The 24,001-nt window shown below is 55.1% G+C and carries 23 protein-coding genes; 14 read left to right on the top strand and 9 right to left on the bottom strand.

Annotation, left to right across the window (positions count from 1 at the left end; all coding sequences use genetic code 11):
* The 4 genes from ACR0AD_RS19245 to ACR0AD_RS19230 all read right to left on the bottom strand — a co-directional run bounded on the left by ACR0AD_RS19245 (position 1) and on the right by ACR0AD_RS19230 (position 5,160).
* Positions 1-1,656 carry an alpha-amylase family glycosyl hydrolase gene (locus tag ACR0AD_RS19245; protein ID WP_480489054.1) on the bottom strand — a complete coding sequence of 552 codons (1,656 nt, stop codon included), beginning with the start codon at positions 1,654-1,656 and terminating at the stop codon, positions 1-3.
* 9 nt (positions 1,657-1,665) lie between these two features.
* Positions 1,666-2,814, bottom strand: a complete 1,149-nt coding sequence (locus ACR0AD_RS19240) for a carbohydrate ABC transporter permease (RefSeq protein ID WP_480489052.1) — start codon at positions 2,812-2,814, stop codon at positions 1,666-1,668.
* A 3-nt stretch (positions 2,815-2,817) separates the two neighbouring features.
* On the bottom strand, positions 2,818-3,825 hold the full coding sequence (locus ACR0AD_RS19235; protein WP_480489051.1) for a carbohydrate ABC transporter permease: 1,008 nt from the start codon (positions 3,823-3,825) through the stop codon (positions 2,818-2,820).
* Positions 3,826-3,891: 66 nt separating this feature from the next.
* The gene (locus ACR0AD_RS19230) at positions 3,892-5,160 is read right to left on the bottom strand and encodes an ABC transporter substrate-binding protein (protein WP_480489049.1); all 1,269 of its coding nucleotides are present in this window, start codon (positions 5,158-5,160) and stop codon (positions 3,892-3,894) included.
* Positions 5,161-5,369: 209 nt separating this feature from the next.
* Between ACR0AD_RS19230 and ACR0AD_RS19225 the strand changes: the two genes are divergently transcribed.
* The 3 genes from ACR0AD_RS19225 to mgrA all read left to right on the top strand — a co-directional run bounded on the left by ACR0AD_RS19225 (position 5,370) and on the right by mgrA (position 9,102).
* The gene (locus ACR0AD_RS19225) at positions 5,370-6,401 is read left to right on the top strand and encodes a LacI family DNA-binding transcriptional regulator (RefSeq protein ID WP_480489047.1); all 1,032 of its coding nucleotides are present in this window, start codon (positions 5,370-5,372) and stop codon (positions 6,399-6,401) included.
* 2 nt (positions 6,402-6,403) lie between these two features.
* Positions 6,404-7,735, top strand: coding sequence for a GH1 family beta-glucosidase (locus ACR0AD_RS19220; RefSeq protein ID WP_480489045.1), 1,332 nt, complete (start codon positions 6,404-6,406; stop codon positions 7,733-7,735).
* A gap of 335 nt (positions 7,736-8,070) precedes the next feature.
* A complete protein-coding gene (gene mgrA / locus ACR0AD_RS19215) occupies positions 8,071-9,102 on the top strand; it encodes an L-glyceraldehyde 3-phosphate reductase (protein WP_480489078.1) in 1,032 nt (343 codons plus the stop codon).
* A gap of 234 nt (positions 9,103-9,336) precedes the next feature.
* Here mgrA and ACR0AD_RS19210 read toward each other — a convergent pair whose 3' ends face one another.
* The gene (locus ACR0AD_RS19210; protein ID WP_480489043.1) at positions 9,337-10,257 is read right to left on the bottom strand and encodes a LysR family transcriptional regulator; all 921 of its coding nucleotides are present in this window, start codon (positions 10,255-10,257) and stop codon (positions 9,337-9,339) included.
* Between the two features lie 115 nt (positions 10,258-10,372).
* Between ACR0AD_RS19210 and ACR0AD_RS19205 the strand changes: the two genes are divergently transcribed.
* The 4 genes from ACR0AD_RS19205 (at position 10,373) to ACR0AD_RS19190 (ending at position 13,260) form a co-directional block, all read left to right on the top strand.
* A complete protein-coding gene (locus tag ACR0AD_RS19205; RefSeq protein WP_480489042.1) occupies positions 10,373-11,323 on the top strand; it encodes a glutathione S-transferase family protein in 951 nt (316 codons plus the stop codon).
* On the top strand, positions 11,323-12,252 hold the full coding sequence (locus ACR0AD_RS19200) for a DMT family transporter (RefSeq protein WP_480489040.1): 930 nt from the start codon (positions 11,323-11,325) through the stop codon (positions 12,250-12,252). Before ACR0AD_RS19205 ends, ACR0AD_RS19200 begins: the two co-directional genes overlap by 1 nt.
* A 39-nt stretch (positions 12,253-12,291) precedes the next feature.
* On the top strand, positions 12,292-12,669 hold the full coding sequence (locus ACR0AD_RS19195) for a nuclear transport factor 2 family protein (RefSeq protein WP_170511100.1): 378 nt from the start codon (positions 12,292-12,294) through the stop codon (positions 12,667-12,669).
* A gap of 93 nt (positions 12,670-12,762) precedes the next feature.
* Positions 12,763-13,260: a DUF6653 family protein gene (locus tag ACR0AD_RS19190; RefSeq protein ID WP_480489038.1), complete on the top strand. Its 498-nt coding sequence runs from the start codon at positions 12,763-12,765 to the stop codon at positions 13,258-13,260.
* A gap of 67 nt (positions 13,261-13,327) precedes the next feature.
* On the opposite strand, the gene ACR0AD_RS19185 is transcribed toward ACR0AD_RS19190, so the two are convergent.
* Together ACR0AD_RS19185 and ACR0AD_RS19180 are read right to left on the bottom strand one after the other, a co-directional pair.
* Positions 13,328-13,927 (bottom strand): HdeD family acid-resistance protein, encoded by a 600-nt coding sequence (locus ACR0AD_RS19185; protein WP_170451070.1) that lies wholly within the window; start codon positions 13,925-13,927, stop codon positions 13,328-13,330.
* Positions 13,928-13,947: 20 nt separating this feature from the next.
* Entirely contained in the window at positions 13,948-14,259 is a 312-nt protein-coding gene (locus tag ACR0AD_RS19180) for a hypothetical protein (RefSeq protein ID WP_170451072.1), read from the bottom strand.
* Positions 14,260-14,422: 163 nt separating this feature from the next.
* Between ACR0AD_RS19180 and ACR0AD_RS19175 the strand changes: the two genes are divergently transcribed.
* A complete protein-coding gene (locus ACR0AD_RS19175) occupies positions 14,423-16,015 on the top strand; it encodes a tetratricopeptide repeat protein (RefSeq protein WP_170683955.1) in 1,593 nt (530 codons plus the stop codon).
* A gap of 97 nt (positions 16,016-16,112) precedes the next feature.
* The gene (locus tag ACR0AD_RS19170) at positions 16,113-16,343 is read left to right on the top strand and encodes a hypothetical protein (RefSeq protein WP_480489035.1); all 231 of its coding nucleotides are present in this window, start codon (positions 16,113-16,115) and stop codon (positions 16,341-16,343) included.
* A 249-nt stretch (positions 16,344-16,592) separates the two neighbouring features.
* On the opposite strand, the gene ACR0AD_RS19165 is transcribed toward ACR0AD_RS19170, so the two are convergent.
* Positions 16,593-17,363, bottom strand: coding sequence for a VOC family protein (locus ACR0AD_RS19165; protein ID WP_480489033.1), 771 nt, complete (start codon positions 17,361-17,363; stop codon positions 16,593-16,595).
* Positions 17,364-17,746: 383 nt separating this feature from the next.
* Positions 17,747-18,172, bottom strand: coding sequence for a VOC family protein (locus ACR0AD_RS19160; protein ID WP_170728043.1), 426 nt, complete (start codon positions 18,170-18,172; stop codon positions 17,747-17,749).
* 103 nt (positions 18,173-18,275) lie between these two features.
* On the opposite strand from ACR0AD_RS19160, the gene ACR0AD_RS19155 reads away from it, so the two are divergent.
* From ACR0AD_RS19155 to ACR0AD_RS19135, 5 genes are all read left to right on the top strand, one after another.
* The gene (locus tag ACR0AD_RS19155; RefSeq protein WP_480489031.1) at positions 18,276-18,869 is read left to right on the top strand and encodes a TetR/AcrR family transcriptional regulator; all 594 of its coding nucleotides are present in this window, start codon (positions 18,276-18,278) and stop codon (positions 18,867-18,869) included.
* Positions 18,870-19,610: 741 nt separating this feature from the next.
* On the top strand, positions 19,611-21,935 hold the full coding sequence (locus ACR0AD_RS19150; RefSeq protein WP_480489029.1) for an ankyrin repeat domain-containing protein: 2,325 nt from the start codon (positions 19,611-19,613) through the stop codon (positions 21,933-21,935).
* A 226-nt stretch (positions 21,936-22,161) separates the two neighbouring features.
* Positions 22,162-22,809, top strand: coding sequence for a suppressor of fused domain protein (locus ACR0AD_RS19145; protein ID WP_480489028.1), 648 nt, complete (start codon positions 22,162-22,164; stop codon positions 22,807-22,809).
* A gap of 206 nt (positions 22,810-23,015) precedes the next feature.
* Positions 23,016-23,594 (top strand): hypothetical protein, encoded by a 579-nt coding sequence (locus ACR0AD_RS19140; RefSeq protein WP_480489026.1) that lies wholly within the window; start codon positions 23,016-23,018, stop codon positions 23,592-23,594.
* A complete protein-coding gene (locus tag ACR0AD_RS19135) occupies positions 23,591-23,878 on the top strand; it encodes a DUF6572 domain-containing protein (protein WP_480489024.1) in 288 nt (95 codons plus the stop codon). Before ACR0AD_RS19140 ends, ACR0AD_RS19135 begins: the two co-directional genes overlap by 4 nt.
* Positions 23,879-24,001 lie beyond the last annotated feature (123 nt).

The following is a 24,001-nucleotide window of genomic DNA, read 5'->3' as shown; positions in this document are numbered from 1 at the left end:
TTACCCCTTAACCTTAGCCATCAGACAAAACTGTGCGGGGTGCAGCGTAACGCTTCCTGCACCGTCGCTACCGCCGAGTTCCCGCCCGATGACCCGCCAATCACCCAAGGGCAAGTCGACCCGCTGAGCTTCCGTTCCAAGGTTGAAAGCACAAAACACCGCTTCAGACGCATCCTCACGCTGGAAAGTCAGCACAGGTCCAACCTGTTTCATGTTGGACTGCGCACCCGTAGTTAGTGCTGGGTGGACGCGGCGCAAGGCGATTGCGCGGCGATAATGGTGCAGCATCGATTGGTCGTTCGCCTCGAGCCGGTCAACGGCTCTTTCCGTTTGGGCCATACTAACAGGCAACCACGGCTCACCGGTGCTAAAGCCTGAATGTTCGTCCTGCGTCGCCCAAACCATTGGCGTGCGACATCCGTCGCGACCCTTGAACTCGGGCCAGAACTCGATGCCATAGGGGTCTTGCAGTTTCTCGAACGGAACATCTGCCTCGAGCAAACCCAGTTCCTCTCCCTGATACAAACAGGCCGAGCCGCGCAGACACATCATCAGAACCGCGTGCTGGCGAATGGCCGCATCGTTTAGGTCCCAGCGCGAGGCATGACGTTCAACATCATGGTTCGAGAACGCCCAGCATGGCCATGCGTCGCCTGCCTTTTCTTCGAGCTGATCAAAGACCTGCTTTGCATAAGGCGCGGTCAACGCACGCTGTTCCAGAAACTCGAAGGCATAACACATATGCATTCGTTGATCGCCCGAGGTGTACTGACCAATGATTTCCAGCCCGCGCTGTGCATCACCGACTTCACCCAAACAGGCACGGCCTTGATAGTCGTCGGTCAGCGCGCGCAACCTTTCGAGGAAGGCGATATTCTCGGGCTGACTTTTGGAATAAAGGTGATCCTGGTGGTTATAAGGGTTCACCGCAGGCGCAATTGATGCATTACGCTCTTCGACCGGAAGGGCCGGATTGTCCCGCAGATGTTTGTCGTGGAAATAGAAGTTGATCGTGTCCAGGCGAAAACCATCCACGCCCATGTCCAGCCAGAACCGAGCCACATCCAGCAATGCGTTTTGCACTTCGTTACAGTGAAAGTTCAGGTCCGGCTGCGAACTCAGAAAGTTATGCAGGAAATATTGCAGGCGACGAGGCTCCCACTGCCACGCTGAACCGCCAAAGATAGACAACCAGTTATTGGGCGGTGTGCCGTCCGGTTTAGGGTCTGCCCAGACATACCAGTCGTATTTCGGGTTGTCCCGATTGGCGCGGCTCTCACCGAACCAAGGGTGCTGATCAGATGTGTGTGACAGCACCAAATCGATCATCACTTTCAGACCCTTGTCATGGGCCTGATCAAGTAACTCGCGGAAATCTTCCAACGAACCAAACATAGGATCCACGTCGCGGTAGTCGCTGACGTCGTAGCCGAAATCCTTCATCGGAGATTTGAAGAAGGGTGAAATCCAGATCGCATCGACCCCCAGATCCGCAATGTAATCCAGACGTTGGGTGATCCCTTTCAGGTCACCGATCCCATCACCATTGCTGTCCTGAAAGCTGCGCGGATAGATCTGATAGATCACGCCACCGCGCCACCACTCTGACTTTGCTTTGGTTGACTTGGAGAGTTCTAAAGTGTTCTGCACGTTCATCAGACGCCTCTATTTGACGGATCCGGCCAGCAGGCCACGGACCAGGTATTTTTGCATCGCGAAGAAAACAATCAGCGGAACGATGATCGAAACAAACGCAGCGGTAGCGAGGATTTCCCAGTTGCCCCCTCTTGTACCCAGTAGTTCGACAATTCGATTGGTCATGACGGTGGTTTGACCTGATGCATCAATCAGGAAGACTTTGGCCACCAGAAGGTCGTTCCAGGTCCACAGGAACTGCAGGATCGCGAAAGACGCCAGCGCCGGGAAGCTGAGTGGAAGGATCAGTTTCGTAAAGATCTGGAACTCAGACGCCCCATCGACCCGCGCGTTCTCGATCAAATCACGTGGCAGTCCGGCCATGTAGCTGCGAAGAAGGTAAATCGCCAGCGGCATTCCAAAGCCAGTGTGGGCCATCCAGACACCCAGATACCCTTTGCCGATCCCAATATTAAGATGGAATTTCAGCAAAGGGATCAGTGCGAGCTGAAGCGGAACAACCAAAAGCCCGACAATAGCTGCTATCAGCAACGCGCGGCCCGGGAACTCCATCCACGCCAACGCATAAGCGGCGAACGCCGCAACCAGGATAGGGATGATCGTGGCAGGAATGGTCACTGTGAGAGTATTAAAGAACGCCCGACCCATACTGTCGGTGCTGTTCTCGGCCAAGAGAACCTTGTGGTAATTGTCCAACGTGAACTCGGGTGGAAGTTCTGCACTTACGAAAACACGCGGGCCGCGGCTGCCAGTAAACTCCTCTTCATTTTCCGCTTTGTAGTTCCCGTTTGCATCGACCGTGATAGTCCCGCCACGACGCAATTCCGCTGTCTGACCGGGTTCATACGCATCCACCGCGCGGGAGCTGACACCCCACTTTGAGATCGTAGCTTTCTGCCCTTCGTCGAACAGGTTCCCTTCAATCACATACGTCCCGTTTTTCAGAATTTGCGTATTGGGCACGGCCGTGCGTAGCGTCAGGTTTTGTTCGGACGGGAACAGGGATTTCCACCAGCCACTGGTCGCGATCTGGTCAGCCGTGCGAAAGGATGAGATCAACAATCCCAGTGTCGGTATTACCCAAAGCACCACGAGAAAGAGGACCGAGGCCTGGACGATCCATCTAAGGGCGGGTTTGGTTCCTGCAATATCGCTCATCCCCTACTCCATTTCCCGGCGTGCGTTGCGGATGTTCCAGACCAAGATCGGCGTCACCAGCAACATGATCACCATGGCCGATGCCGAACCCACGCCCCAATCATTGGCGCGGAACATCTTGTCGTACATGTAGTTGGCCAGAACCTGTGTCTCCCACTGGCCATTTGTCATCGCGAAAACAATGTCGAAGACCTTCAGGACCAGAATGGTGATGGTTGTCCAAACAACCAGAATTGTGTTCCAGATTTGAGGCACCTTGATTTTAAAGAATATCTGGAAGGGATTGGCCCCATCCAAAACCGCCGCCTCGACGGTTTCTTCGGGGATGCCGCGCAAAGCGGCGGACAGTATCACCATGGCAAAGCCTGTCTGAATCCAGATCAGGATCCCCATGAGGAAGAAATTGTTCCAGAACGGAATGGTTAGCCAGGTTTGCGGCTCGGCCCCACCAAAGAACAGATAAAGCGCATTCAGAATCCCGATCTGGTCTTGCTCGGCCGGACGCGCATCGTAGATCAGTTTCCAAATGACCGAAGCCCCGACGAAAGAGATCGCCATCGGCATGAAAATCAGTGCTTTTGCGATGTTACCCCAGCGGATCCGATCAGTTAGCTGAGCTGCCAACAGACCAAATGCAGTCGACATTGCAGGGACCACGATCAGCCAGAACAAATTGTTGCGCATGGCTTCCCAGAATTTCGGTTCTGCCACCATCTGGACGTAGTTATTGAGACCAACCCACTTATACCCACCACCGGCGATGCGATCCGTGAGCGACAGGCGCAACGTCTCAACTACCGGATAGGCCAGATATAGGCCAATCGCTACAAGCGCCGGAAGCAAAAACAGCCAAGGCCGGATCATATTCGCGCGGTTGATGTTGCGGCCGGCATTCGGCCCGCGCGCAGGGAACAGAACCTTGTCCAGAAACTGGTTGGACAGAAAGAAATAGCCCACACAGCCCGATACGCCTATGGCGATGGTCAGCAGGCCCTGAATTGCCGGATGCATCATGCTCTCCGTTGCGAAGGGGAAAAGGGGTGGCCTGACGCGCAGACCGCCCGGGTTTTAACGCGCTTAGTCCAGCGAATCCCAGGAAGATTGGATCTCGTCAGCAACTTCCTGAGCGGGCTTTCCACCAGCATAGTCAACCATACCGGTCCAAAATGTGCCGGCCCCTACGCCGCCCGGCATCAGGTCCGAACCATCAAACCGGAAGGTGGTCGCGCCCAGAAGAATGTCGTTCATCTTCTTGAGCGTCGGATCCGAGAACACGGAGGTATCAACGCCTTTGTGCGGCGTCAGGAAGCCGGTCAGGGCCATCCATGTCTCATGTGCTTCGGGGGTCTGCAGATAGGCGATCAGATCATGTGCAGCCGGGCTGTCATTGGTGATTGCCCATAGCGTGCCGGCGCCAAGAACCGGGCTACCCAGATCCTTGCTTTCATATGCGGGGAAGTAGAAGAAATCAGCATCTTCCCCGACAACCGTGCCTTCAGGAAAGAATGCCGGGATGAACGACGCCTGACGGTGCATGTAACACTGTGGTGGCGAACTGAACATGCCTTTTGGACTGTCACGGAAATCGGTCGTTGCGACCGTACCTGCCCCACCCGCAACATAGTCGTTATTACGGGCAAACGCGCCGAATTCTTCAATGGCAGCGACCACTTTCGGGTCATTGAACTTCATTTCATTGGACACCCAAGCGTCATAGTCCTCGGGCGATTGAGTGCGCAGCATCATGTCTTCGACCCAATCGGTCGCTGGCCAACCGGTCGCACCACCTGAACCCAAACCGATGCACCACGGCGTCTCTCCGTCTGCGACGATCTGATCGGTCAAAGCCTTCAGCTCCTCCATCGTGGTCGGAACTTCGTAACCGGCATCCTCGAAATTCTCAGGCACGTACCAAACAAGGGATTTCACATCTACCTTGTAAAAAAGCCCATAAAGGTGATCCTGCCCTTCGGGCCCCGGAAAAGTGCCCAGATCTACCCAGGATTGTCCAGCTGCGTAATTGTCACGAACCCAATCAGCGGTGCCGTCGCCCAACGGTGTCAGAAAACCCGACTTGGCCATATCCGCCGCCAGACCAGGCTGCGGGAAAACGGCTATATTCGGCGCCGAGCCTGCCTCTGCATCAATCCTGATCTGCTGCTCGAAACTATCTGAACCAACATACGCGTAGTCGTGGCCTGTCGCGGCTGCAAAGCCATCCAGAACCGCTTCGACGTTTTCCTGGTCCGGGCCCAGCCATGGCCCGAACACGGTAACCTTATCAGCCTGAGCCGCTCCCGCCATCAGGGCGAATGTAGCCACACCTGCATAAAGCGCGTGTTTCATGAAATCTCCTCCCAGTAATATCTGCGCATCGCAAACTTTTCAAAGCGCTTTGGATGTTGCACTTTATCTGCTGGCAATCAGATTCTGTCAACATATCGTTTTCTACCCCTCAATTATTGCCGCTATTGACCTCATTGCCAAAACGGGTTGACGGAAGCAAAAAATCACAACAAAACAAGTGAGCATCCATTTGAAGGCGCTTTGAACATATGAACCTAAAGCAGCTCTCTGAGATTCTCGGTCTTTCGCAGACAACGGTCAGTCGCGCGCTGAACGGCTATCCAGAGGTGAACGAGGCGACTCGTGTGCGCGTGCAGGCCGCTGCAGACAAGCATGGCTATCGGCCAAACAGTCGCGCCAAAGGTCTGGCGACTGGCAAGTCCATGGTGATCGGGCACGTCATCCCCAGTTCGTCCCAGCACGAGATGGTGAACCCGATCTTCGGCGACTTTGTCGCCGGCGCTGCACGGACATACTCTGCGAACGGCTACGACATGATGTTCACCACCGCGGATGACACTTCGATCGAAGGGGCCTATCGCAGCTTGTTTCAGCGCGGGGCCGTGGATGGCGTCGTTTTGCAAGGCCCCAAGGTCAACGAGCGTCGCATCGATCTGCTAAACCGGATGGCGGTACCATTTATCGTACACGGTCGTTCGACCGGGATAGATGCAGAGTATGACTGGATCGATGTGAACAACAAAAGCTCCTTTCGGCGCGCAACACAGTTCCTGATCGACTTGGGTCACCGCCGGATTGCCCTGATTAACGGGCTTGAGGATATGGATTTCGCACAGCGCCGTCGCGCCGGATACCTACAAGCGCTGGAACAGGCGGACTTGATCCCAGACCAACAATTAATGCGCAGCGCCGAAATGACCGAGGTCTACGGCCATCATGAAACCCGCGATATGCTGCAACTGGACGATCCACCAACCGCCATTCTGGCATCCTCGATGATTTCAGCGATTGGTGTGAGGCGGGCGCTGGACGAGGCAGGGCTGCGAATTGGCCGGGATGTCTCGGTCATCGCGCATGATGATGACCTTTCTTATCTCAAAAACGGACAGGATGTGCCCATCTTTACAGCAACGCGGTCCTCAGTACGGCATGCAGGAGAGCTGGCCGCCGAGATGTTGATTGAGAGGATCAAATCGCCTGACGATCCGGTCAAGACCAGATTGCTTGAGGCGGAACTGGTTGTTGGCAAATCAACCGGCCCAGCACCCAACAGGATCTGACAATGAAACATACGCGCAGCGATTTCCCCAATGACTTCCATTTCGGAGTCGCCACCTCTGCTTACCAGATCGAAGGCCATGCCCAAGGCGGCGCCGGTTCGACACATTGGGATACGTTTGCAGCGACACCCGGAAATGTAGTGCGGGGAGAAAACGGCGATCTGGCCTGTGATCACCTGAACCGGTTTGAACAGGATCTTGATCTTGTGCGCGACGCGGGATTCGATTGCTATCGCTTCTCAACCAGCTGGGCGCGTGTGATGCCCGAGGGGCGCGGACCTGTTAATCAGGCGGGATTGGATTTTTATGATCGCCTGACCGACGCGCTTTTGGAGCGTGGCATCCGTCCGTGCGCGACACTGTATCACTGGGAACTGCCGTCGCCCCTGGCCGACTTGGGCGGTTGGCGCAACCGGGATATTGCCGGTTGGTTTTCCGATTTCACTGAGGTCATCATGGGACGGATTGGCGACCGAATGTACAGCGTCGCCCCCATCAATGAACCGTGGTGTGTCAGTTGGTTGAGCCATTTCGAAGGGCACCACGCTCCCGGGCTGCGCGATATTCGAGCCACGGCGCGCGCTATGCATCACGTTCTGCTGGCCCATGGTCAGGCCATTCAGACGATGCGTGGGTTGGGCATGTCTAACCTGGGCGGCGTATTCAATCTGGAATGGGCCGAACCCGCCGATGACAGCGCCGAGGCACAACAGGCCGCCGCTCTGTATGACGGAATATACAACCGGTTCTTTCTGGGCGGCGTGTTCAACAAGGCCTATCCCGAGAATGTTCTTGAGGGGCTGGAGCCCCACCTTCCGTCGGGCTGGCAAGATGATTTCGATACCATTGGAGCACCCGTAGACTGGTGTGGACTGAACTACTACACCCGGAAACTTATTGCGCCCGCGGAAACCGCGTGGCCAAGTCTCGCTGAGGTTCCCGGCCCTCTGCCGAAGACCCAAATGGGTTGGGAAATCGACCCCACCGCGCTGAGCAGGTTCCTGATCCGAGCAGCACGTGAATACACCGGCGACCTGCCGATCTTCGTGACCGAAAACGGTATGGCCAGCCCCGAGCGTCAACAAGACGATGACCGTATCGACTATCTGGATCAACACTTGTCGGCAGTCCAGGTCGCCTTGGGCGAAGGGGTTCCGGTTAAGGGGTACTTTGTGTGGTCCCTACTGGACAATTATGAATGGGCATTGGGGTATGAAAAACGCTTTGGCCTGGTTGATGTAGATTTCAGTTCAATGAAGCGAACTCCGAAAGCGTCTTACTTTGCATGGAAGGACATGCTTGCTGCACGGATCTGTTGCAGAGTTTCTTACTGAACGAAGAGTTGGTACCGAACCCTCTTCTTATGTCGCCAATTCCGCAAATTGACGAAACGGACAAATTCCCGGCCCAGAGCCGACATCCAACCCGCCATATTGATGCTGCGGTTGCAGCCCGCATTGCAGACTTTCGCGGCGTCTATGCGGCGGTACCGAACGCAATCGATTAAACCGTAAGACATTGGTGCTGGAGTAAGACTAACCATAAACACCCATCTAGGACGCGCAGAATCTCGTGTCGATCTTACCGGAGTTGATCCGTTTGACAGGCCCAACATTCCATTGATTATAAGCGCATGACCAAAGCTCAACGACCACCAAAGCCAAAACCCATTCCTTACACCCCGGAGCCGAACCGCTATGAGCGAATGGTTTATCGGCGATGTGGGCGGTCGGGTGTGAAGCTTCCTGTTGTCAGCTTGGGCCTGTGGCATAATTTCGGTGCGGACTCGACGCACGAAAACAAGCGAGCAATGTGTCGGACCGCATTCGACCATGGGATCACTCATTTTGATCTGGCGAACAACTACGGTCCACCACCCGGATCGGCAGAAGAGGCATTTGGCGAAATCCTAAGAACTGATTTCGCGGGCTACAGGGATGAATTGATCATTTCCTCCAAAGCAGGCTACGACATGTGGCCGGGACCCTACGGAGAATGGGGGTCGCGCAAGTACATGATCGCGTCCTGTGACCAATCACTCGCGCGCATGGGGCTTGATTACGTCGACATCTTTTATTCCCACCGCTTTGACCCCGACACGCCGCTCGAAGAGACGATGGGCGCGTTGGATCATATCGTACGGTCGGGTCGCGCGCTCTACGCAGGTATCTCGAGCTACAACTCCCAACGCACACGCGAGGCGGTGAAGATTCTCAACGACCTTGGCACACCTTGCCTGATTCACCAGCCTTCTTACAATCTGCTCAACCGTTGGGTGGAGCGGGACGGTTTGCTCGATACCCTGAACGATCTTGGGGTAGGATCGATTGCGTTCACGCCGCTGGCACAAGGCATTCTAACGTCAAAGTACCTGCGCGATATTCCGGATGGCAGCCGTGCTACACAAGGGAAGTCGCTACTTGATGGCATGATCAACGAGCGATCTCTGGCAAGTGTGCGTGCTCTGAACGACATGGCTGAGGCACGCGGGCAAACTCTGGCGCAAATGGCCCTGGCCTGGGTGTTAAGAGGCGGACGCGTAACGACCGCGCTTATTGGTGCGTCCCGGCCGGGTCAGATCGTAGATTGCGCAGGCGTAGTCGATAACCTCGCCTTCAGTGATGAAGAGTTGGCAAGGATCGATGCAATCAGTTCGGAAGAAGATATCAATTTGTGGGCTCGGTCGTCAGAAACAGAATGACCAATCTTATAATTGCTAAAACCCGAGAACATTTGGAACTTGAGGCCATTGGCGGCTGCAGCTTCTGCAGCTCGGATAAATAACTATCAAGACTAACCGGCCCAATCCAGCCGTTCAAGAATATCCGACTCTGCACTACAGCATTCCCCGAAGAAGACATTGCCGGACTGCCCCGCACTTTGGGTGTTCTTGGTCGGTCCAGGTTTAATGTTAGAGTATCATCGGCCCTTGTCCCTAAAGCGGACCTGCATCCAAATCCCAATAGGGTGCGTCGTGCCCGATGCGTTCCACGACGAAATCCAAAAACGCGCGAACTTTCGCTGGCATGTGCTTTCGTTCAGGAAAGACGGCGTACAACGCCTGTTCAGGCAGACGATAGTCGGGCAGCACCCTGACCAGACGGCCACTAGACAGGTGGGCTCCGGCGATAAAGGTCGGCAGGCGACCTATGCCAAGCCCGTCAAGCAGCGCGGTGCACAGGGCCTCACTATTGTTTACGCGCAGAACACCGGATGTCTGAACGCGCACGTCGCCCGCGGGACCGGCTAAGCGCCATTCCGAAGCGTCGCGCGAATAGGCGTAGTGAAGGCAGGTGTGTGACAGAAGATCCTCGGGTATCTCTGGCGTTCCGGACTGCGCAAGATAATCCGGCGCAGCGACAATCACGCTGTGGATCGGGGCGAGTTTGCGTGCGATCAGGGCCGAGTTCGGCAACGTTCCGGCGCGTAAAGCCACGTCGATGCCCCCTTCGACGAGATCGACAAATTTGTCATCCATCGTCAGGTCAATTCTGATCCCCGGATATTGCCTGAGGAATGCAGCAATCATAGGCGCAACATGCAGTTGTCCAAAGGACATGGGTGTACTGAGCCTTAGTAATCCAACCGGTTGCCCCTGCAACGCCGCAACTGCGTCTTCGGCGTCCTGCGCTGCGTCAAGCGCCTGCGCCGCGTGGGCCAGATAGATTTCGCCCGCCTCGGTAAGGGAAATGGACCGCGTCGACCGATGAAAGAGCTGCGTTCCCAGATGGGCCTCCAGCACGCCGATCCGCTTGCTGACCGCTGATTTTGTAAGACCCAGATGCCGGGCGGCGGCTGCGAACCCGCCATGGTCCGCCACAGCAACAAAAACGGGGATAGCGCTAATTTCAGTCATGTTTTGCGATCCTTTGGGCGAATTTTTCTCACCTATAAGTTTCAAATTCACACGATTATCATCAAATAGAAAGCCTAATAGGTATCTGCATGTCCTGTTAACGCCGGAGGCTGCCATGCCCATGATGCTTATCAACGGAGTTCTGCGTGACAGACCGCTCGCCTCGGACGGTCGTTTTCACCGCCTGCAAAGCCCATTCACGAGCCACATCAGCGTGCAACCGGGCGCCGCGTTTCCGAACACGCCCTGCCGGTACCACCTTTACCTGTCCAAAGCCTGCCCCTGGTGTCATGGCATCGATCTGATTCTAACTTTGAAAGGCTTACGCAATGCGTTCAGCATCACATGGATGGACCCGGTCATGTCGGAAAACGGCTGGGTCATCGACCAGACGCTGTTCAACGATCAAAGCGGTGTAGAACGCACCCGCTTCCTTTACGAAGTCTATCAGCACGCCAAGCCGGATTACACGGGTCCGATCAGCGTGCCTGTGCTACTGGACAAGGTTACGGGCCGGATCGTCAGCACCGAATCGGCCGAGATCATGCGCATGCTTCAGACGGAATTTCTCGATGCTGCGGGACCCGATCTTCGCCCGTCCCATCTTTGCGACGAAATCGACCGGATCGCCGAACAAATTCAGTCACCGATCCGCGAAGGCGTCTATCGCGCCGGGTTTGCAACCAGCCAGATCGCGTATGGCGAGGCCGTAACGGCGCTCTTTGCCTGCCTCGACGCGATTGAAGAAACGCTTGGCCAACGCCGGTTCCTAGCCGGAGACGTGCTGACAGAGGTTGACCTGAAGCTGTTTCCGACACTTCTGCGGTTTGACCCGGTCTATGTGACCCACTTCAAGACCGACTACAAACGCATCAGCGACTATGTTGCCCTGTCCCGCTATCTGGCCGACATCATGCGGTTGCCGGGCGTGGCTGACACTGTGGACATGGCCCATATCCGTCAGCACTACTTCCTCAGCCATCGGCACATCAACCCCAGCGGAATTATCCCGATCGGCCTGGCTTCTCTGCGCTTAACCGATGTGCCGGAAATGGGGGCCGCGTGATGCCTGATATTGTCAGAAGATCCCCTGTATCCGCGCTGATCTTGGCCATCGGTGTCCTGGTGGGGGTCAGTTTCACTTTGTCCAAATTCGTCTCGATGGCAGGAATATCAGCTCTGACCGCTTTGTTCTGGCAGGTTTTGCTGGCCAGCATCGCGCTGTTGGCGTTGTGTTTGCTGTCGCAGAAGCGCGTGGCGCTCAACGCGCGGCACATTCCCTATTATGTCGGCGCCGGAGTTTTCGGTGTCAGCGGCCCCGCTGTGATCGGGTTTCTGGTGCTGGAGCATGTGAGCCTTGGGTTCTATTCCGCCCTCGTCACGCTGTCACCGCTGTTTACCTTTGCGATAACGGCACTGATCGCGCGCAGGATGCTGCCGTTGCACCGCCTGGTTGGTATTCTGATCGGCCTTGCCGGGGTCAGCCTTGCCACCATGGGTGGGTTTGACCTGTCGGGAGTCGAGCCGGCGTGGATTGCCCTGTCGCTTTTGGGGCCCTTGTTTCTGGCCTGCGGCAACGTCTTTCGCAGCTATGCCTACCCGCCCGGCGGCGATCCGTTGGGGCTGGCGACCGGAACGCTTCTGTCACAGCTGTTGCTGATTTCCGCCCTAATACTGGGACGCGGCACCACAATCAGCGACGTCTCGGTGCCCCCTGCCCTGCTTGGCGCAATCTTCGGCATCGGATCCATCACTGCGCTCAGCTATGCGCTGACCTTCGAAGTACAGCGGCGCACGGATGGCGTTGGGTTCGCCCCGGTCGGCTATTTTGCCACGCTTTCCGGCATCGCAATCGGGGCAATTGTCTTTCGGGAACCTCTTGGCCTTGGGCTGCTGGGGTCCCTCGCAATCCTGTTCCTTGGGCTAGCCGTCACCAACGGTCACCTGAAACTCCCGCCGGTCCTGCACCGTCGGTCACAGGCCAACCAGACTTAGACCCACCGATAACTTTCAAACAGAAAAGGAAACCAAAACATGCAAATCACTGCCCCCACCACAGCGGCCCACGCGCCCCGGATCGCATCCCTTTACACCGCTGTTGACGCGCTGGACGAAGCAGGCGTTGTCGAGCATGTCACCGAAGACGTGCAGTTCCAGCTTGGCAATTTCGAACAGATTGACGGGCGCACAGCCGTGCAAGCCGCGAACGCAGGGTTCTTTGCCACGATCCAGGGTATGCAACATACCATCACCGGCATCTGGTCCAGCGGCGATACTGCGTTCTGCGACGGCACCGTTCACTATACGCGCAAGGACCAAAGCACGCACGACGTGCGCTTTGCTGCACGGTTCAACTTTCGCGAGGACAGGATCGCGGATTACCGGGTGTATGTGGATATCTCCGGTCTTTGATGCCTTTGGCCAGGGCTGCGCGCGTTGCCTGCCGCTCTGGCCGACACGGGCAGAAACGGCCATAATTGCGATCCAGCTTCGGAAGAGGGTTCGATGACCGATCGCAGCATTCTGGAACAGCTCATGACGATGTCCGACGACGTCTGGGACCGGCACACCAACCCTTGGAGCGGCTGGAGCCGCCTGAGCATCCCGCCCCTGTTCGTTCTGGCCGTCTGGAGCCGGGTTTGGCTGGGCTGGTGGTGCCTTGTTCAGGTCGTTGTTGTTGTATTCTGGACATGGTGGAACCCCCGCGCCTTCCGCAAAACGGGCAATCCGGAAAACTGGATGTCCAAAGGTGTACTTGGGGAGCGGATCTGGCTTGCGCGCGCGAAATCGCCGATCCCTGCAAGGCACCGCCGGATGACTCTTATTCTGGCCGCAGTCAGCGCGGTCGGAAGCGGCCCCTTGGTCTGGGGGCTTTGGCAGCTTCAATTCTGGCCGACGCTTCTGGGGTTGCTGCTGGTTATGGGTGGGAAGCTGTGGTTTCTGGACCGCATGGTCTGGCTGTTTGAAGACACTCGGGCAGCAAGCACCTGGCAAGGAAAATAGCGGCGCTGTGAAAACGGAAAGCAGGAGCATCAGATGCCCCTGCCATTCCGGGTCTGCCAGGACACGCTTAAGCTTGTGGACCCCCATGCGCCGAGGACCGCTGCGACAGCCCCAAAGACATCAGGGACACACCGGCGAAAATCAGGTTCAGGCCGGCAAGAACCCCCAGCAGAACAAGGGACGAGCCATTGACGATACCGGTCAGGATCAGGCCGCCAAGCAGGATGGCCATCGCGCCGGACGCAATCATCAGCGCCATGGGCCGCTCCTGACGCGACCGAATGGCAATTACGATCCGCAACACACCTTCGGCCAGAAAAACCGCGCCAAGCGCAAGGGTCAGTGCCAGAACGCCGCCGAACGGATCAAGCAACAGAACAAGCCCCGCAAGCGCGTTCAGAACACCGATGGCCAACAGCCAGAAGAACCCTTTCCACGCCTTTTCCGCAAATGCCTGAATCGCTGTGACGATGCCTCCGCCCAGCAGGGCCACGCCGACAAAGGCTTCGACAGCGAGCGTGGACATCAGCGGGAAGGCTACGGCGCACAGCCCTACACAGAGCATGGCGACGCCGAGCACAATCAGCCAGACCGGTCGAGGCTGCCAACCGGCGACCTCTTCCATGAGCGCGGGTTTCGGCACGGTTTCATTAACTGAATCAGTCATGTCGACCTCCAGGATCAGGGTCAGGCGACCGACTTGTCGAGATGATCGCGATAGGCGGCAACGGCGGCGTGCAAGGCTTCCCAATGGTTCTTCGCCTGATCATGCGCGTCCGTCACAGCGTCTTCGCCTTCTTTCTGGATGCGATCGGCAAGGTCAGTGACCTTGTCTTTTGCTTCCTGCAGATCGGATTGCAGCTTTGTCACCTGCTCCTGGGTCCACTTGTCGGTCGCGTCGCCCGCGTCCTTGACCTTCTGTTCGAACGATTTCAGCTCGTCCTCGACACGGGTATAGTCGTCTTTGGCTTTCTGTACGAATTCGGAAAATGTTGTCATGGTTCAGTCCTTTCATGGGTCATATGTTTGCTGGGCTCTTTTGAGCGCCATGGCCCAGACCCTCGCAGATCCACGGCCCGCATCCGAGTGAGTCACGGTTAAACCGTCGCGCTGTCTTGTGGCGCTGCTCGTCATCGGACAAAGTTGAGCGACGGAGGGAAACATGCTTGCCGAAGTAAGCTCTGCCATCGATCCAAGCGCTATTCAGGAACAGTTGAAGCGCGTCCTCGTCAGTCCGCATTTCGCGGATACCACGCGCCTGAACCGCTTTCTGTCGCATATTGTCGGCGAAGCGCTAGCGGGTCGGTCCGAGACGCTGAAAGGCTATGCAATCGGCATTGACGTTTTCGACAAGCCGGAGGATTTCGACCCCACCATCGACACGATCGTTCGGGTTCAGGCCAATAAAATGCGCAGCCGGCTGGATCTCTATTACGCTCAGGAAGGGCGCGAGGACCCGGTTCGAATACATATTCCCAAGGGGTCCTACGCCCCGGTTTTTGAGATCGCGTTTGACCCCGAACGCCGGACCGATGCCGAAACGCCCCCGGCGGCAACCGGACGGGTCGCGGTGGCCGTGATGCCCTTTGACAACTTGAGCGGAGACCCGTCGCAGGAATATCTGGCCGATGGGTTTACCGAGGAAATCATCTCGGCCATCGCCCGGTTTCGCGAGGTGAGCGTGCTGTCCCGGCACGTCACCTTTCGCTTTCGCGGCCGCGGCCGCGATCCGCGCGCGGTCGGAAGCGAACTCGACGTCCAATATCTGGTCGAAGGCAGCGTGCGACATTGGGACAACAAGCTGCGCGTCACCGCCCAGCTTATTGACGCGGAAACCGGCCAACAGGTTTCCGCGGACACTTATGACCGCGACCTGAGCGCGGACAGCCTATTTGAAATTCAGGACGATATCGCCGCCCGGATCGCCACGGAAATCGCGGAACCCCACGGAGTGATCCATCGAACAGGTGCAGTGCAGCGCAGGGCACAGACGCACACGCTGGATGCCTATCAGTGCAGGTTGCTGGCCACCGAATACTGGCGTGAACCCACGGTTAAAAAACACAAGAAGGTCCGCGACCTGCTGGAGCGCGCCGTTGAGATTGATCCCGAATATGCCGGCGCCTGGGGGATGCTCGCGATTGTCTACGGCGACGAACTGCGCGGCGGGTTCAATTTTCGCAAGTCCCCCCCGCCCTTTGATCGCGCGCTGGAGGCCGCACAGCGGTCGGTCGCTCTGGATCCGCTGAACGCAACCGGCCAGCACGCGTTGTTTTTGACCCATTTTCATCGTGGAGAGTTCGAAAGCTTTGAAGAAGCGGCCGCTAAAGCATTGCGGGCCAATCCGAATTATCCAGACATGTTGGCCGATCTGGCGGCCTGCTTTGCGTTGCGCGGCGATCTTGAACAGGCCGCGAGACTGAGCGCCCGCGCGATCGAGCTGAGCCCCAACCCGCCCGGCTGGTACCACGCAAGCACGTTCCTGATCTGTTTCATGAAAGATGATTACAGCGGCGCGCGTTCAGCGGCGCGCAAAGTCGGTGGTGGCATGTGGAATGGTTCTGAAGTGCTTGAGCTTATGTGCATCCCTTACACGGAACCGGACGCCGACCTGGATTCAACCCTGTTGGCCCTGAAGACCAACATTCCCGATGTTGACCGTTTTATCCAGACGCTCTACGCGATCTGGCATGTGCCATCTGACATCTCACAGAAAATGACTGAGGCGCTGCGCGCAACCGGGGCGCTGGACTGAGGTCCGGCCGTCAGGAATTTAACGGTGACTCACTCTGCCCGTTCGACCACTGTGCGTAGGCTGGTCCTGACATCGCAAACAGACCCGGAACCAACCAATGCTAACTCTGCCTCAGCGCCTTGATCTTATGAAACTCGCAACGGACATCGCAAAAACCAAGGCCAGCTGGTCCGAAGAAAAGCCGACCAAACTGGAAGAGGAAATCCTATCCATTTATGAGAGGCTCAGGCCAGGTGTTGAAAGCGGCAGCGCCTTTGAGAACACCAGCATGTCCGATGTAAAAACCGCGGTTGATGTCGCCTCGACCATCGACGAATTTCTCGATTAGCCGGCCCTACTTCACAAACCCAATCCACGCCGACTCTCATCAGGATGTTGTATGTGTGCAATTCCAACAACTATCAAGTGCGATCGCCCCAACCCGAACCTTAAGCATAGTTCTCTTACACGACGGTAGCGGCACGCTTTCCTGTATTCGCTGCGATTGCGAAAGCTAGCACCAAGATCGGATTTGAGATTTTTGACCCACTTGAGGATGCCGTTATAGACAATAGACTGCGAACCTTGCGACCGAGCATCAATTCTGGACGACACAGCACAATGCCCCAGTTGCATCGCATACCAGACCCTTCTCAAAAGTATTTTTATTTTTCTGATGACGAGCAAGCACGGAACCTGAGCCTGAGTTGATCTTGCTGAGCGCGTTTTCGAGAAATTGGACGCGAACACCCGGCGCCCACGCAACGTTGTTGTTGGGAGCTGCAGGTTCCGCTGCACATATCGCCAACACGTCCTTATTCAAACTAATCAGTCTCTGTGACGAAGGTACGTTTCTAGCAGGTGAGAGATTCCATCCGAACATTTGGTGGTAGAAGTTGTCCGGGAATGCGCCGCCGCGAGATAGGTAGTGTTCGTGCGTAAACTGACGAGCGGGGACAGGATAGTCGTGACGCGAAACAGATATACCGAAGAACGCGCCAAGCGGATCACGCAAGAGGCAGTTCTGACCAACCCCTGGAACTTCAAAGGGCGGTTTCACTACCGATCCTTTGAGATGGGCGGCGAGCTTGGCAGCCTGATCTACGTCTTCGACCTCAATATAAGGAATCCAGCCTTCAAAGGACACCTGATTTTGAGAAACGACCCCGGCCCCTGCCTCTCCATCGAGAGTAGCGAGGACAAAATCTCGATGGCCGCCGCCCCATGCGAAATCTGTGGCGTGTTCGACAATATAGCTCCAACCTGCCACGCTTTCGTAAAATGACCTGGAAGCTTCCACATCAGGCGTGAAAAGATCGTGCCAGACAACTCGGCCAACTTTTTCTTTTGTCACCGCGACTTCATCCAAACTGCTTCCGTTCGCCATAACTCTCGTTTGCGGTCCAAATATTGATGCAGATCAATTTGCGCGGTTCTGGTCCGTGAAATCACTTAATTCAGTGGCTCCGTTGGCGGTCAGCCATTCTGCAAATTTACCCATAGCATCCGTTGCGGGGCGATCCGAAGGCTAGGCGAAGCAATATTTACCAGCGTTAACGGCTTCACTGAAGGGTTGTATCAGGCGGCCGTGTTCGGTGTAGCGTTCGAACATGGGCACAGATAATAAGGCCGCCCCAGTACCAAAGGTGGCCAACTCGGCAAAGGCCACTGATCTGTCCAGAATTGGTCGCTTTACACGCGGGCAAATCGTTCCAACTGCTTCGAACCAACCTGGCCATCCGGCACCCTGAATTACGACGGTACCGCGTCGGCTGCATATTGAGACAGGAATTCCTCTGAGGGTGGGATCTGAGTGATAACATCAATCAGTACCCCGTTTGGATCGCGATATATCGCATGGCGTTGGCCAAACGGCTCGCTCACAAGTGACTTTGCCACCGGAACTCCTTCCGACCGAAGTCGTTCATCCACTTTGTCGACATCCTCGACTTCAAAATTGAGGATCATGCCCTTAGACGCACCGCGGGAAACCTCCGGGATCGTCTCGTGGTCCGACTGGACGATCGCGAGATTGACCGACGGATCCGCTTCACTTTGTAGATGCACATACCAATCCGCCTCGAACGCTGCGCGGAAGCCAAAGTGACGTTTATAGAACTCTGCCGTCTCAGAAACCGTCTCAGACTGAATGACCGGATAATATTGAGTGACACGCATTTTTGATCTCCTTAACTTACATGCACTTTGTATGTATCATCAATTTGCAAATACATGCAAGATGTATGTAAGGTGCTTGTAGTGATATTCGGAGCCGTTAAATTTGCCCCCAGAAAAACCCGCCCGACGCAGCCAGGCAGACCGACGCGCCGAAACGCGTGCCAAACTCGTAGAGGCTGCCCGCAAATTGTTTGTGGATTCGGGATTTGCCGACACTGCAACCCCAGACATCGTACGTAAAGCCAGCGTCACCCGCGGCGCGCTGTATCATCATTTCAAGGACAAGGCTGACCTTTTCCGCGCCGTCGCAGAAGAGGAGGCCAAAGCAATCTCACACCATATTGACCAGGAAACGCGCAATGTGGCCGATCCCGAACAGGCCATGATGGCAGGATCGAATGCCTTTTTTGATGCGATGTTGGTTCCAGGTCGGGTGCGCCTCCTGATGGAAGAGGCCCCAGCGGTATTAGGGCACAGCACCGCTGTCGCGTTGACCCGGGCCAATGGAACAGAGGAACTTCGTGAAGGGCTTTCGCGGGCTCTTCCTAAGCATTCACCAAAACAGATCGATGCTTTGACTAATTTGTTGTCGGCCGCGTTTGATCGCGCCGCTCTTGAGATCGCCTATGGGGGCGATCCGGAGGTCTACAAGGAGGTTATGAACCATTTGATTGGTGAAGTACTCAAGGGCAACTAGCAGACCTCGGAAGCCCCGCAGTATGGGTCCCTACCCTTTCTTCCGTGAGTTACTCGGCCCCAAGCCGCCGTCTAGCTCTGGTACCTACCGCTGCAGATGCAGCCCGCTTAGCAGACATTCGCCGTGCGAACTGCTCTGGACCTAGGCGTAAATTGGCTGTTTGACGTGATCTTAAGGCCAATTGTCTCCCTCATGATCAGTTTTGCGACTGTATTCTCGATTTCCTCACGGATGGGGTCGGCTTCGATTATCTCTTCCTCATGCCAAGCAACATTCAGTTGCGAGGCAAAAAATGGATCAAAGAAAAGGAAAGAGAAATGGCAAATCCACGCCCTACGAACGGCCCATCAACCACAGGAAACAAATCTGGTTCTGGCCGCGGAAACAATCCGCCTAAGGGGAAAGAGTAGCCTCTAGCCAGCCGCGCGCAGCACGCACAAAGGCTTCTAAAAAAGGCTCGGCTACGACAGTTACTGAAAGAAATGATTGGGATGGTGGTTGCGCCGCCATCCCCTTATCGAGGTGCAAAGTGTATTATTCAAAAGACAAGGAGTTGAACAAGGTGATTGCAAAAGAAGTGAAGTCTGGGGCGCGTTATGTCTCTGGAAAAAAACACTCAAAGCTATTCCTGGCTGGTGGTGGATTACTGGTTTTCTCACGAACACCGAGTGATCGGCGGGCGTTTCGGAACGTGAAGGCAGAGCTGTCCAGGCTGCACCGCCAACAGGCTGAGGTGTGACCATGCTCGACACTCTGCCGAAAGCTCAACTTCCAACTTCACATTCCGCACTCCTTTATGCTGTGTCGCTATTCGGCTCACCGAAATGGCAGCACTCCGAACGCCGCCGTTATGCAAATTTTGAGATGCGATTGGAGGGAGGGGCTGACCGAACGCTCGAGTTGCTTGATTTGCTAAGGCAGGCGTTGGGTCTGGAGCAATCATCAACCCTATGGGGCGATGTTGTTGAGCAAGCTTTGAGACTTGGGCTGTCTCTGGATGCGTTAGAGCTCCACACGCGGACATATTCGGTAAATCCGCAGCAGGCACTTTGGGTGCTTCTTGCGTTCGACGTTATGCCTGCCCTTGGCAGAACGTGGGGCTTCTGGTGTCAGGATGAAGCGCTTTTACCTCGCATGCCTGAAGAAGGCCTTTGGTTTTTGCCCCATCAAGACACTGCGAACTCAAATCGTTTGATCCTGCCGGTCGAAGCAATTCTGAGTTGGTGGCTGAAGCAAGTGGAAGGACCTCTCGATCAGCTTTGGGGAGAGTACGATGAAGAAAGGAGACGGACCCTTGACAACTGGAAGTCAGGCCGAACGACGCCAGCGATTTCCAGGATCAAGGAGTGGTTTAATGACGATCATAAGTTTTCATATAAGAGTTCAGACGAAGCTCATCTGTCGACACCGCAGCTTCGCTCGTTGTTGCTTTGGGCGCGTGCACTCGAGCAAAGCTACAAGGATCTCGTTGGATTTTTGACGCCAGGTGTTCAGCCGAACGACGCGGATCCTATGCGCAACAAGGCGCTGCAATTGATCGAGCTTTTTAGGTGGAGCCACGAGGCTACTGTCGCGACAGACCCAGCCAACCCGCCATCGGCCGATCAGGCTTTTGCTAAGGCTCTACCTTTCTGGATAAAGGAAGGCCCGTTTCGTGTGATTACACCAGACGGGTCCGGAAGGCTACTGGCCACAGAGCAGGTAGCCGATTTCCTGAGTGGAATAATAAGTTCTGTACCGTGCGACGATACGCTCCCCGATGTTTTTCGAGATCTAAAGCTAAGGTCGCCGGCGATAATGACATTCAACGGAAGCTTGGTAGAACAGCGACAAAGGATTCAGGAAGCCATCGATCACTGCATTGAAATCCAGAAAAGCAATGAACCCGATCGCCAATACCGTGTCGCAGCACACTTGGCAAAGCTTCGAAAATTGCCCGGCATTGCCGAGTTTGAACCGGACCTCGCCTATCTTAGCGCCCTTAACGAAATTTCGTCAGGAAATTTTGACGGCGCGTGCGAACACGCTGAAAAGGCTCTCGAACTCTGTCTGGCACGGTCCATCGGCCCACTGAAACTGGATATCGCTAAGCTCAACTTCTCACTTGCGGTTGCTCAGGAAGCGTTCAGCCGTCGCAGTGCGGAACGCAGTTTTCGATTACTTTGCAAGTCAGTTGAACCTGAAGTAGCTGCTCGCTGGAAGCTCGGCGAAGGCCCGATCGATTACTCTATGCGCTTAGCGGCGGCCGATCACGCGGCTTGGTTCTGGGAGAACATTGTTCGCCCTTATGAAGGGGTGGAAATCGAAGCGCCGCTTCAACAGGAATCTGACATCATTAGGTCATACGCTGGTTTGCTTCTCTCCAGTGCGTCAGAGTTGGAGTTACGCGGTTTCATCAAGCACTTTCGCGGCAAGCTTAAGCGCAAGCTAAGAGATGTGCGTGGTGACACGTTCTTCACTGTGACATCAAAGATGGTGCCGGATCTTGTGCGTGCAATGAGGCAAATGCCGACCTATTCCGGAATCCACAAAGATCCGGTCGAACTTGCTAACTCGATGGCCGAAACGCATTTGAAGCTAGTAAGCTTGCTGCCCACGGATGTTCTGAATGCGCGGGACTATTTGAAACAGACTGCGCTGATGCTGGCGGCCGAGCGAAAAGATGTAGACATGGTAAACGCCCTCATTGATCGCCATGTGGATATTGATGCGCGTGACGCACTTGGTCGGACAGCATTGCATTCAGCCGCCAAGGTTGGAGCCGATCGATGTTTTGAAGCTCTTCTTGTTGCTGGCGCGAACCCAACTCTCCAAACTTACACCGGCAAGACGCCAGCCATTTTTGCCGCCGAATTCGGTCGTGCCACGATCTTCCAGATGAGATTGGCATACACGGCATATCAAATGGGCAAAAGCGAGCTAGAGGAAGCGCACAAACTGGCGCAGGACTCTGCGAAGCATTTCAAGGCAAAGCGCAAGGCATATGCCATTCAGGGATATGAAATTGCGGGACGGAAGGGCTTTCAGAGGATTGTTGAGCTTACGTTGAAGGTTCTGGACGGGTGACCTCTTGGAATTTGGGTTGCGAGTCGGCCCGAAGCGGACGTTCATCGACACATGTCGCCGCTGCGGTGCGGCCCGTCGAACCGGCCGTTCGCTGCAGGCGCAAATTTTCAGGGTGCACGAACTCACAGTCTGCGGACAGAGTTGCCATTGATTGTTGATTTTCGAAGGTCTGTTGTTGCCCTCTGGCGTTGATTCAGTAAGCTGTTTGCAGCAGAAAGGGTGCTGGATGGATATGGATTTAGAAACTGTTTGGGCTCACCGTGAAGATGTAATCTACCCTGAGATTTTCGGCGGCGAGTCCAGAGGTGTTTTCCCGCTATCTCAGAATTCGTTCCAGCCCTTCCCCAATGCCCAAATCGATCCACGCTGGCTGCACTACGGTGTTTTTGAGTTTGCCCCAACCGAAAGACGAAAAAGCTGGCTGTTTGTTACATCTGGCCACTCAAACCCGTGGGACATTACGCCAGGTGAATACCAATCAGCGGCAACCTCCGGTGCGGGTGTGGAATTCTCCATTGAAACGCAAGAAAAAGGTGATTGGGCAATACGTTTCTTGTTACGGATGCTCGCGTTTGATCTCCTTCTGTCGTCGGGCCATTTTGGCGAAAAACCCCCTCTTAACCTTCATGACAGAATCCCCCTTAGAATCCCAATAGACGGCAACGCAGGAACCTCGGTCACCAACGTCATTTTACACGCCCCCGAAAGCTACCCGAACAGCTTTCAACTACCTTCTGGCAAAGTCAAAATCCTACAATTCATCGGCGTGACAGATGAGGAACGCGATCTTGCGCGAGACGAAGGGTTTGATGTCCTTCGTAAAAAGCTTCTCTCCGAAGGGAATTTCCCCTCCACTAATCTCCATCGCCCATGATCATCTCCGACTTAAACTTCGCGACCTTTGTTAGTTACTGCAAAAAACAAGAAAAGCTGCGCTAATGGGTGTGCGCGCTGCATATATCATGTCGCGGACGGATCCCGATTTAATTATCGAAAACCTTGGGTTGAAGCGCAGCGGAACAGCAAAAAAAAGTTCCCAACTCAAATTGGGCTGGCCAGCTCAAAAATGGTTGGACAATTTTGCAGATAAGCGATGAAGATTTTCCACTTCGGGAAGCGGAGAGAGTGGCGGCGATATCAAAGAAAGATGATGTCGTCATTACGAACATCAACGAAGCCGTTGGCTACGGAGACACAGCGTTCCTGTCAAAAGGTTCTCAACAATGGCGCATCATATCTGGCGATGAACGCCATCACGACTTTTTAATCGTAGAAGGCAAAGAATACTTACCTCAAACGCTTCGAGATTACGTGGAAGCAATACAAACCGACGAAGAGAAGCTGGATGCAGCCGCTGTCGCTATGGGCACCATTACTGGCCTTCGGTACGATGATTGTCTGAAACCGTCTGAATTAGATCAAATTCGCCTAATCGAAGTACCCACCCCACGCCTGCGAGAGCATGGTCTGAGCGCTGTTTTTTGGAATTGGTTCAACCGCCACCCCTTGATGGGACTGTGTATCGGTTTTTTTGGTGTATTGCTGATAGCAACACCACTAACCATGCTGGCTGGTGGCCTAATTGGAGGCTTCCTCGAGATGTTACTCGGCGATTTTGGGGATACGTGCTTGTTCAATTGCGAAAGCACAAATCCATGAACATCTTGGATCAGAATTCCATTGACATCATTCAGGTCGATCAGGCCGGCCAAACGACACGCCTGATTATAATAGACCATTTGGAGTGGATCGGCGGGAAGCCTGATGATGAACACCTTTGGCAGTTGCAAGAGAAGGTCAACGACTACCTCAAGTACATCGAGAGCGGTCAGTTGGACGACGACTACCCCGATCAGGTGGGCAATCAAGTCGTCATTCAGGTCTATGGCAAATTTGACCGTCCACCCGCCGCAGTGGCGTTTTATCATCAGATGAAAGAGTGAGCTACTCCCCAATGTTTGGACAGATTTCGGTATAATTTAAGCTACTTTTTGCTCCTGCTGATCGGTTTGGATTTCTTCTTTTCTCAGCCAATAGACCACGGCTGGGGGTTTGCCGCCAAGGGC

It is taken from the genome of Ruegeria sp. BH8, assembly GCF_056538065.1.
Note: the sequence above shows the minus strand (reverse complement) of the source record. Positions and strands in the feature narration are given on the sequence as shown.

Bases quoted from the DNA above. Each gene is read 5' to 3' on its own strand.
- ACR0AD_RS19220 (WP_480489045.1), top strand. From the start codon at position 6,404: ATGAAACATACGCGCAGCGATTTCCCCAATGACTTCCATTTCGGAGTC.
- ACR0AD_RS19195 (WP_170511100.1), top strand. From the start codon at position 12,292: ATGCAAATCACTGCCCCCACCACAGCGGCCCACGCGCCCCGGATCGCA.
- ACR0AD_RS19240 (WP_480489052.1), bottom strand. From the start codon at position 2,814: ATGAGCGATATTGCAGGAACCAAACCCGCCCTTAGATGGATCGTCCAG.
- ACR0AD_RS19135 (WP_480489024.1), top strand. From the start codon at position 23,591: ATGAACATCTTGGATCAGAATTCCATTGACATCATTCAGGTCGATCAG.
- ACR0AD_RS19225 (WP_480489047.1), top strand. From the start codon at position 5,370: ATGAACCTAAAGCAGCTCTCTGAGATTCTCGGTCTTTCGCAGACAACG.
- ACR0AD_RS19175 (WP_170683955.1), top strand. From the start codon at position 14,423: ATGCTTGCCGAAGTAAGCTCTGCCATCGATCCAAGCGCTATTCAGGAA.
- ACR0AD_RS19180 (WP_170451072.1), bottom strand. From the start codon at position 14,259: ATGACAACATTTTCCGAATTCGTACAGAAAGCCAAAGACGACTATACC.
- ACR0AD_RS19210 (WP_480489043.1), bottom strand. From the start codon at position 10,257: ATGACTGAAATTAGCGCTATCCCCGTTTTTGTTGCTGTGGCGGACCAT.
- ACR0AD_RS19145 (WP_480489028.1), top strand. From the start codon at position 22,162: ATGGATATGGATTTAGAAACTGTTTGGGCTCACCGTGAAGATGTAATC.
- ACR0AD_RS19200 (WP_480489040.1), top strand. From the start codon at position 11,323: ATGCCTGATATTGTCAGAAGATCCCCTGTATCCGCGCTGATCTTGGCC.
- ACR0AD_RS19205 (WP_480489042.1), top strand. From the start codon at position 10,373: ATGCCCATGATGCTTATCAACGGAGTTCTGCGTGACAGACCGCTCGCC.
- ACR0AD_RS19235 (WP_480489051.1), bottom strand. From the start codon at position 3,825: ATGCATCCGGCAATTCAGGGCCTGCTGACCATCGCCATAGGCGTATCG.
- ACR0AD_RS19190 (WP_480489038.1), top strand. From the start codon at position 12,763: ATGACCGATCGCAGCATTCTGGAACAGCTCATGACGATGTCCGACGAC.
- ACR0AD_RS19230 (WP_480489049.1), bottom strand. From the start codon at position 5,160: ATGAAACACGCGCTTTATGCAGGTGTGGCTACATTCGCCCTGATGGCG.
- ACR0AD_RS19185 (WP_170451070.1), bottom strand. From the start codon at position 13,927: ATGACTGATTCAGTTAATGAAACCGTGCCGAAACCCGCGCTCATGGAA.
- ACR0AD_RS19150 (WP_480489029.1), top strand. From the start codon at position 19,611: ATGCTCGACACTCTGCCGAAAGCTCAACTTCCAACTTCACATTCCGCA.
- ACR0AD_RS19160 (WP_170728043.1), bottom strand. From the start codon at position 18,172: ATGCGTGTCACTCAATATTATCCGGTCATTCAGTCTGAGACGGTTTCT.
- ACR0AD_RS19245 (WP_480489054.1), bottom strand. From the start codon at position 1,656: ATGAACGTGCAGAACACTTTAGAACTCTCCAAGTCAACCAAAGCAAAG.
- ACR0AD_RS19170 (WP_480489035.1), top strand. From the start codon at position 16,113: ATGCTAACTCTGCCTCAGCGCCTTGATCTTATGAAACTCGCAACGGAC.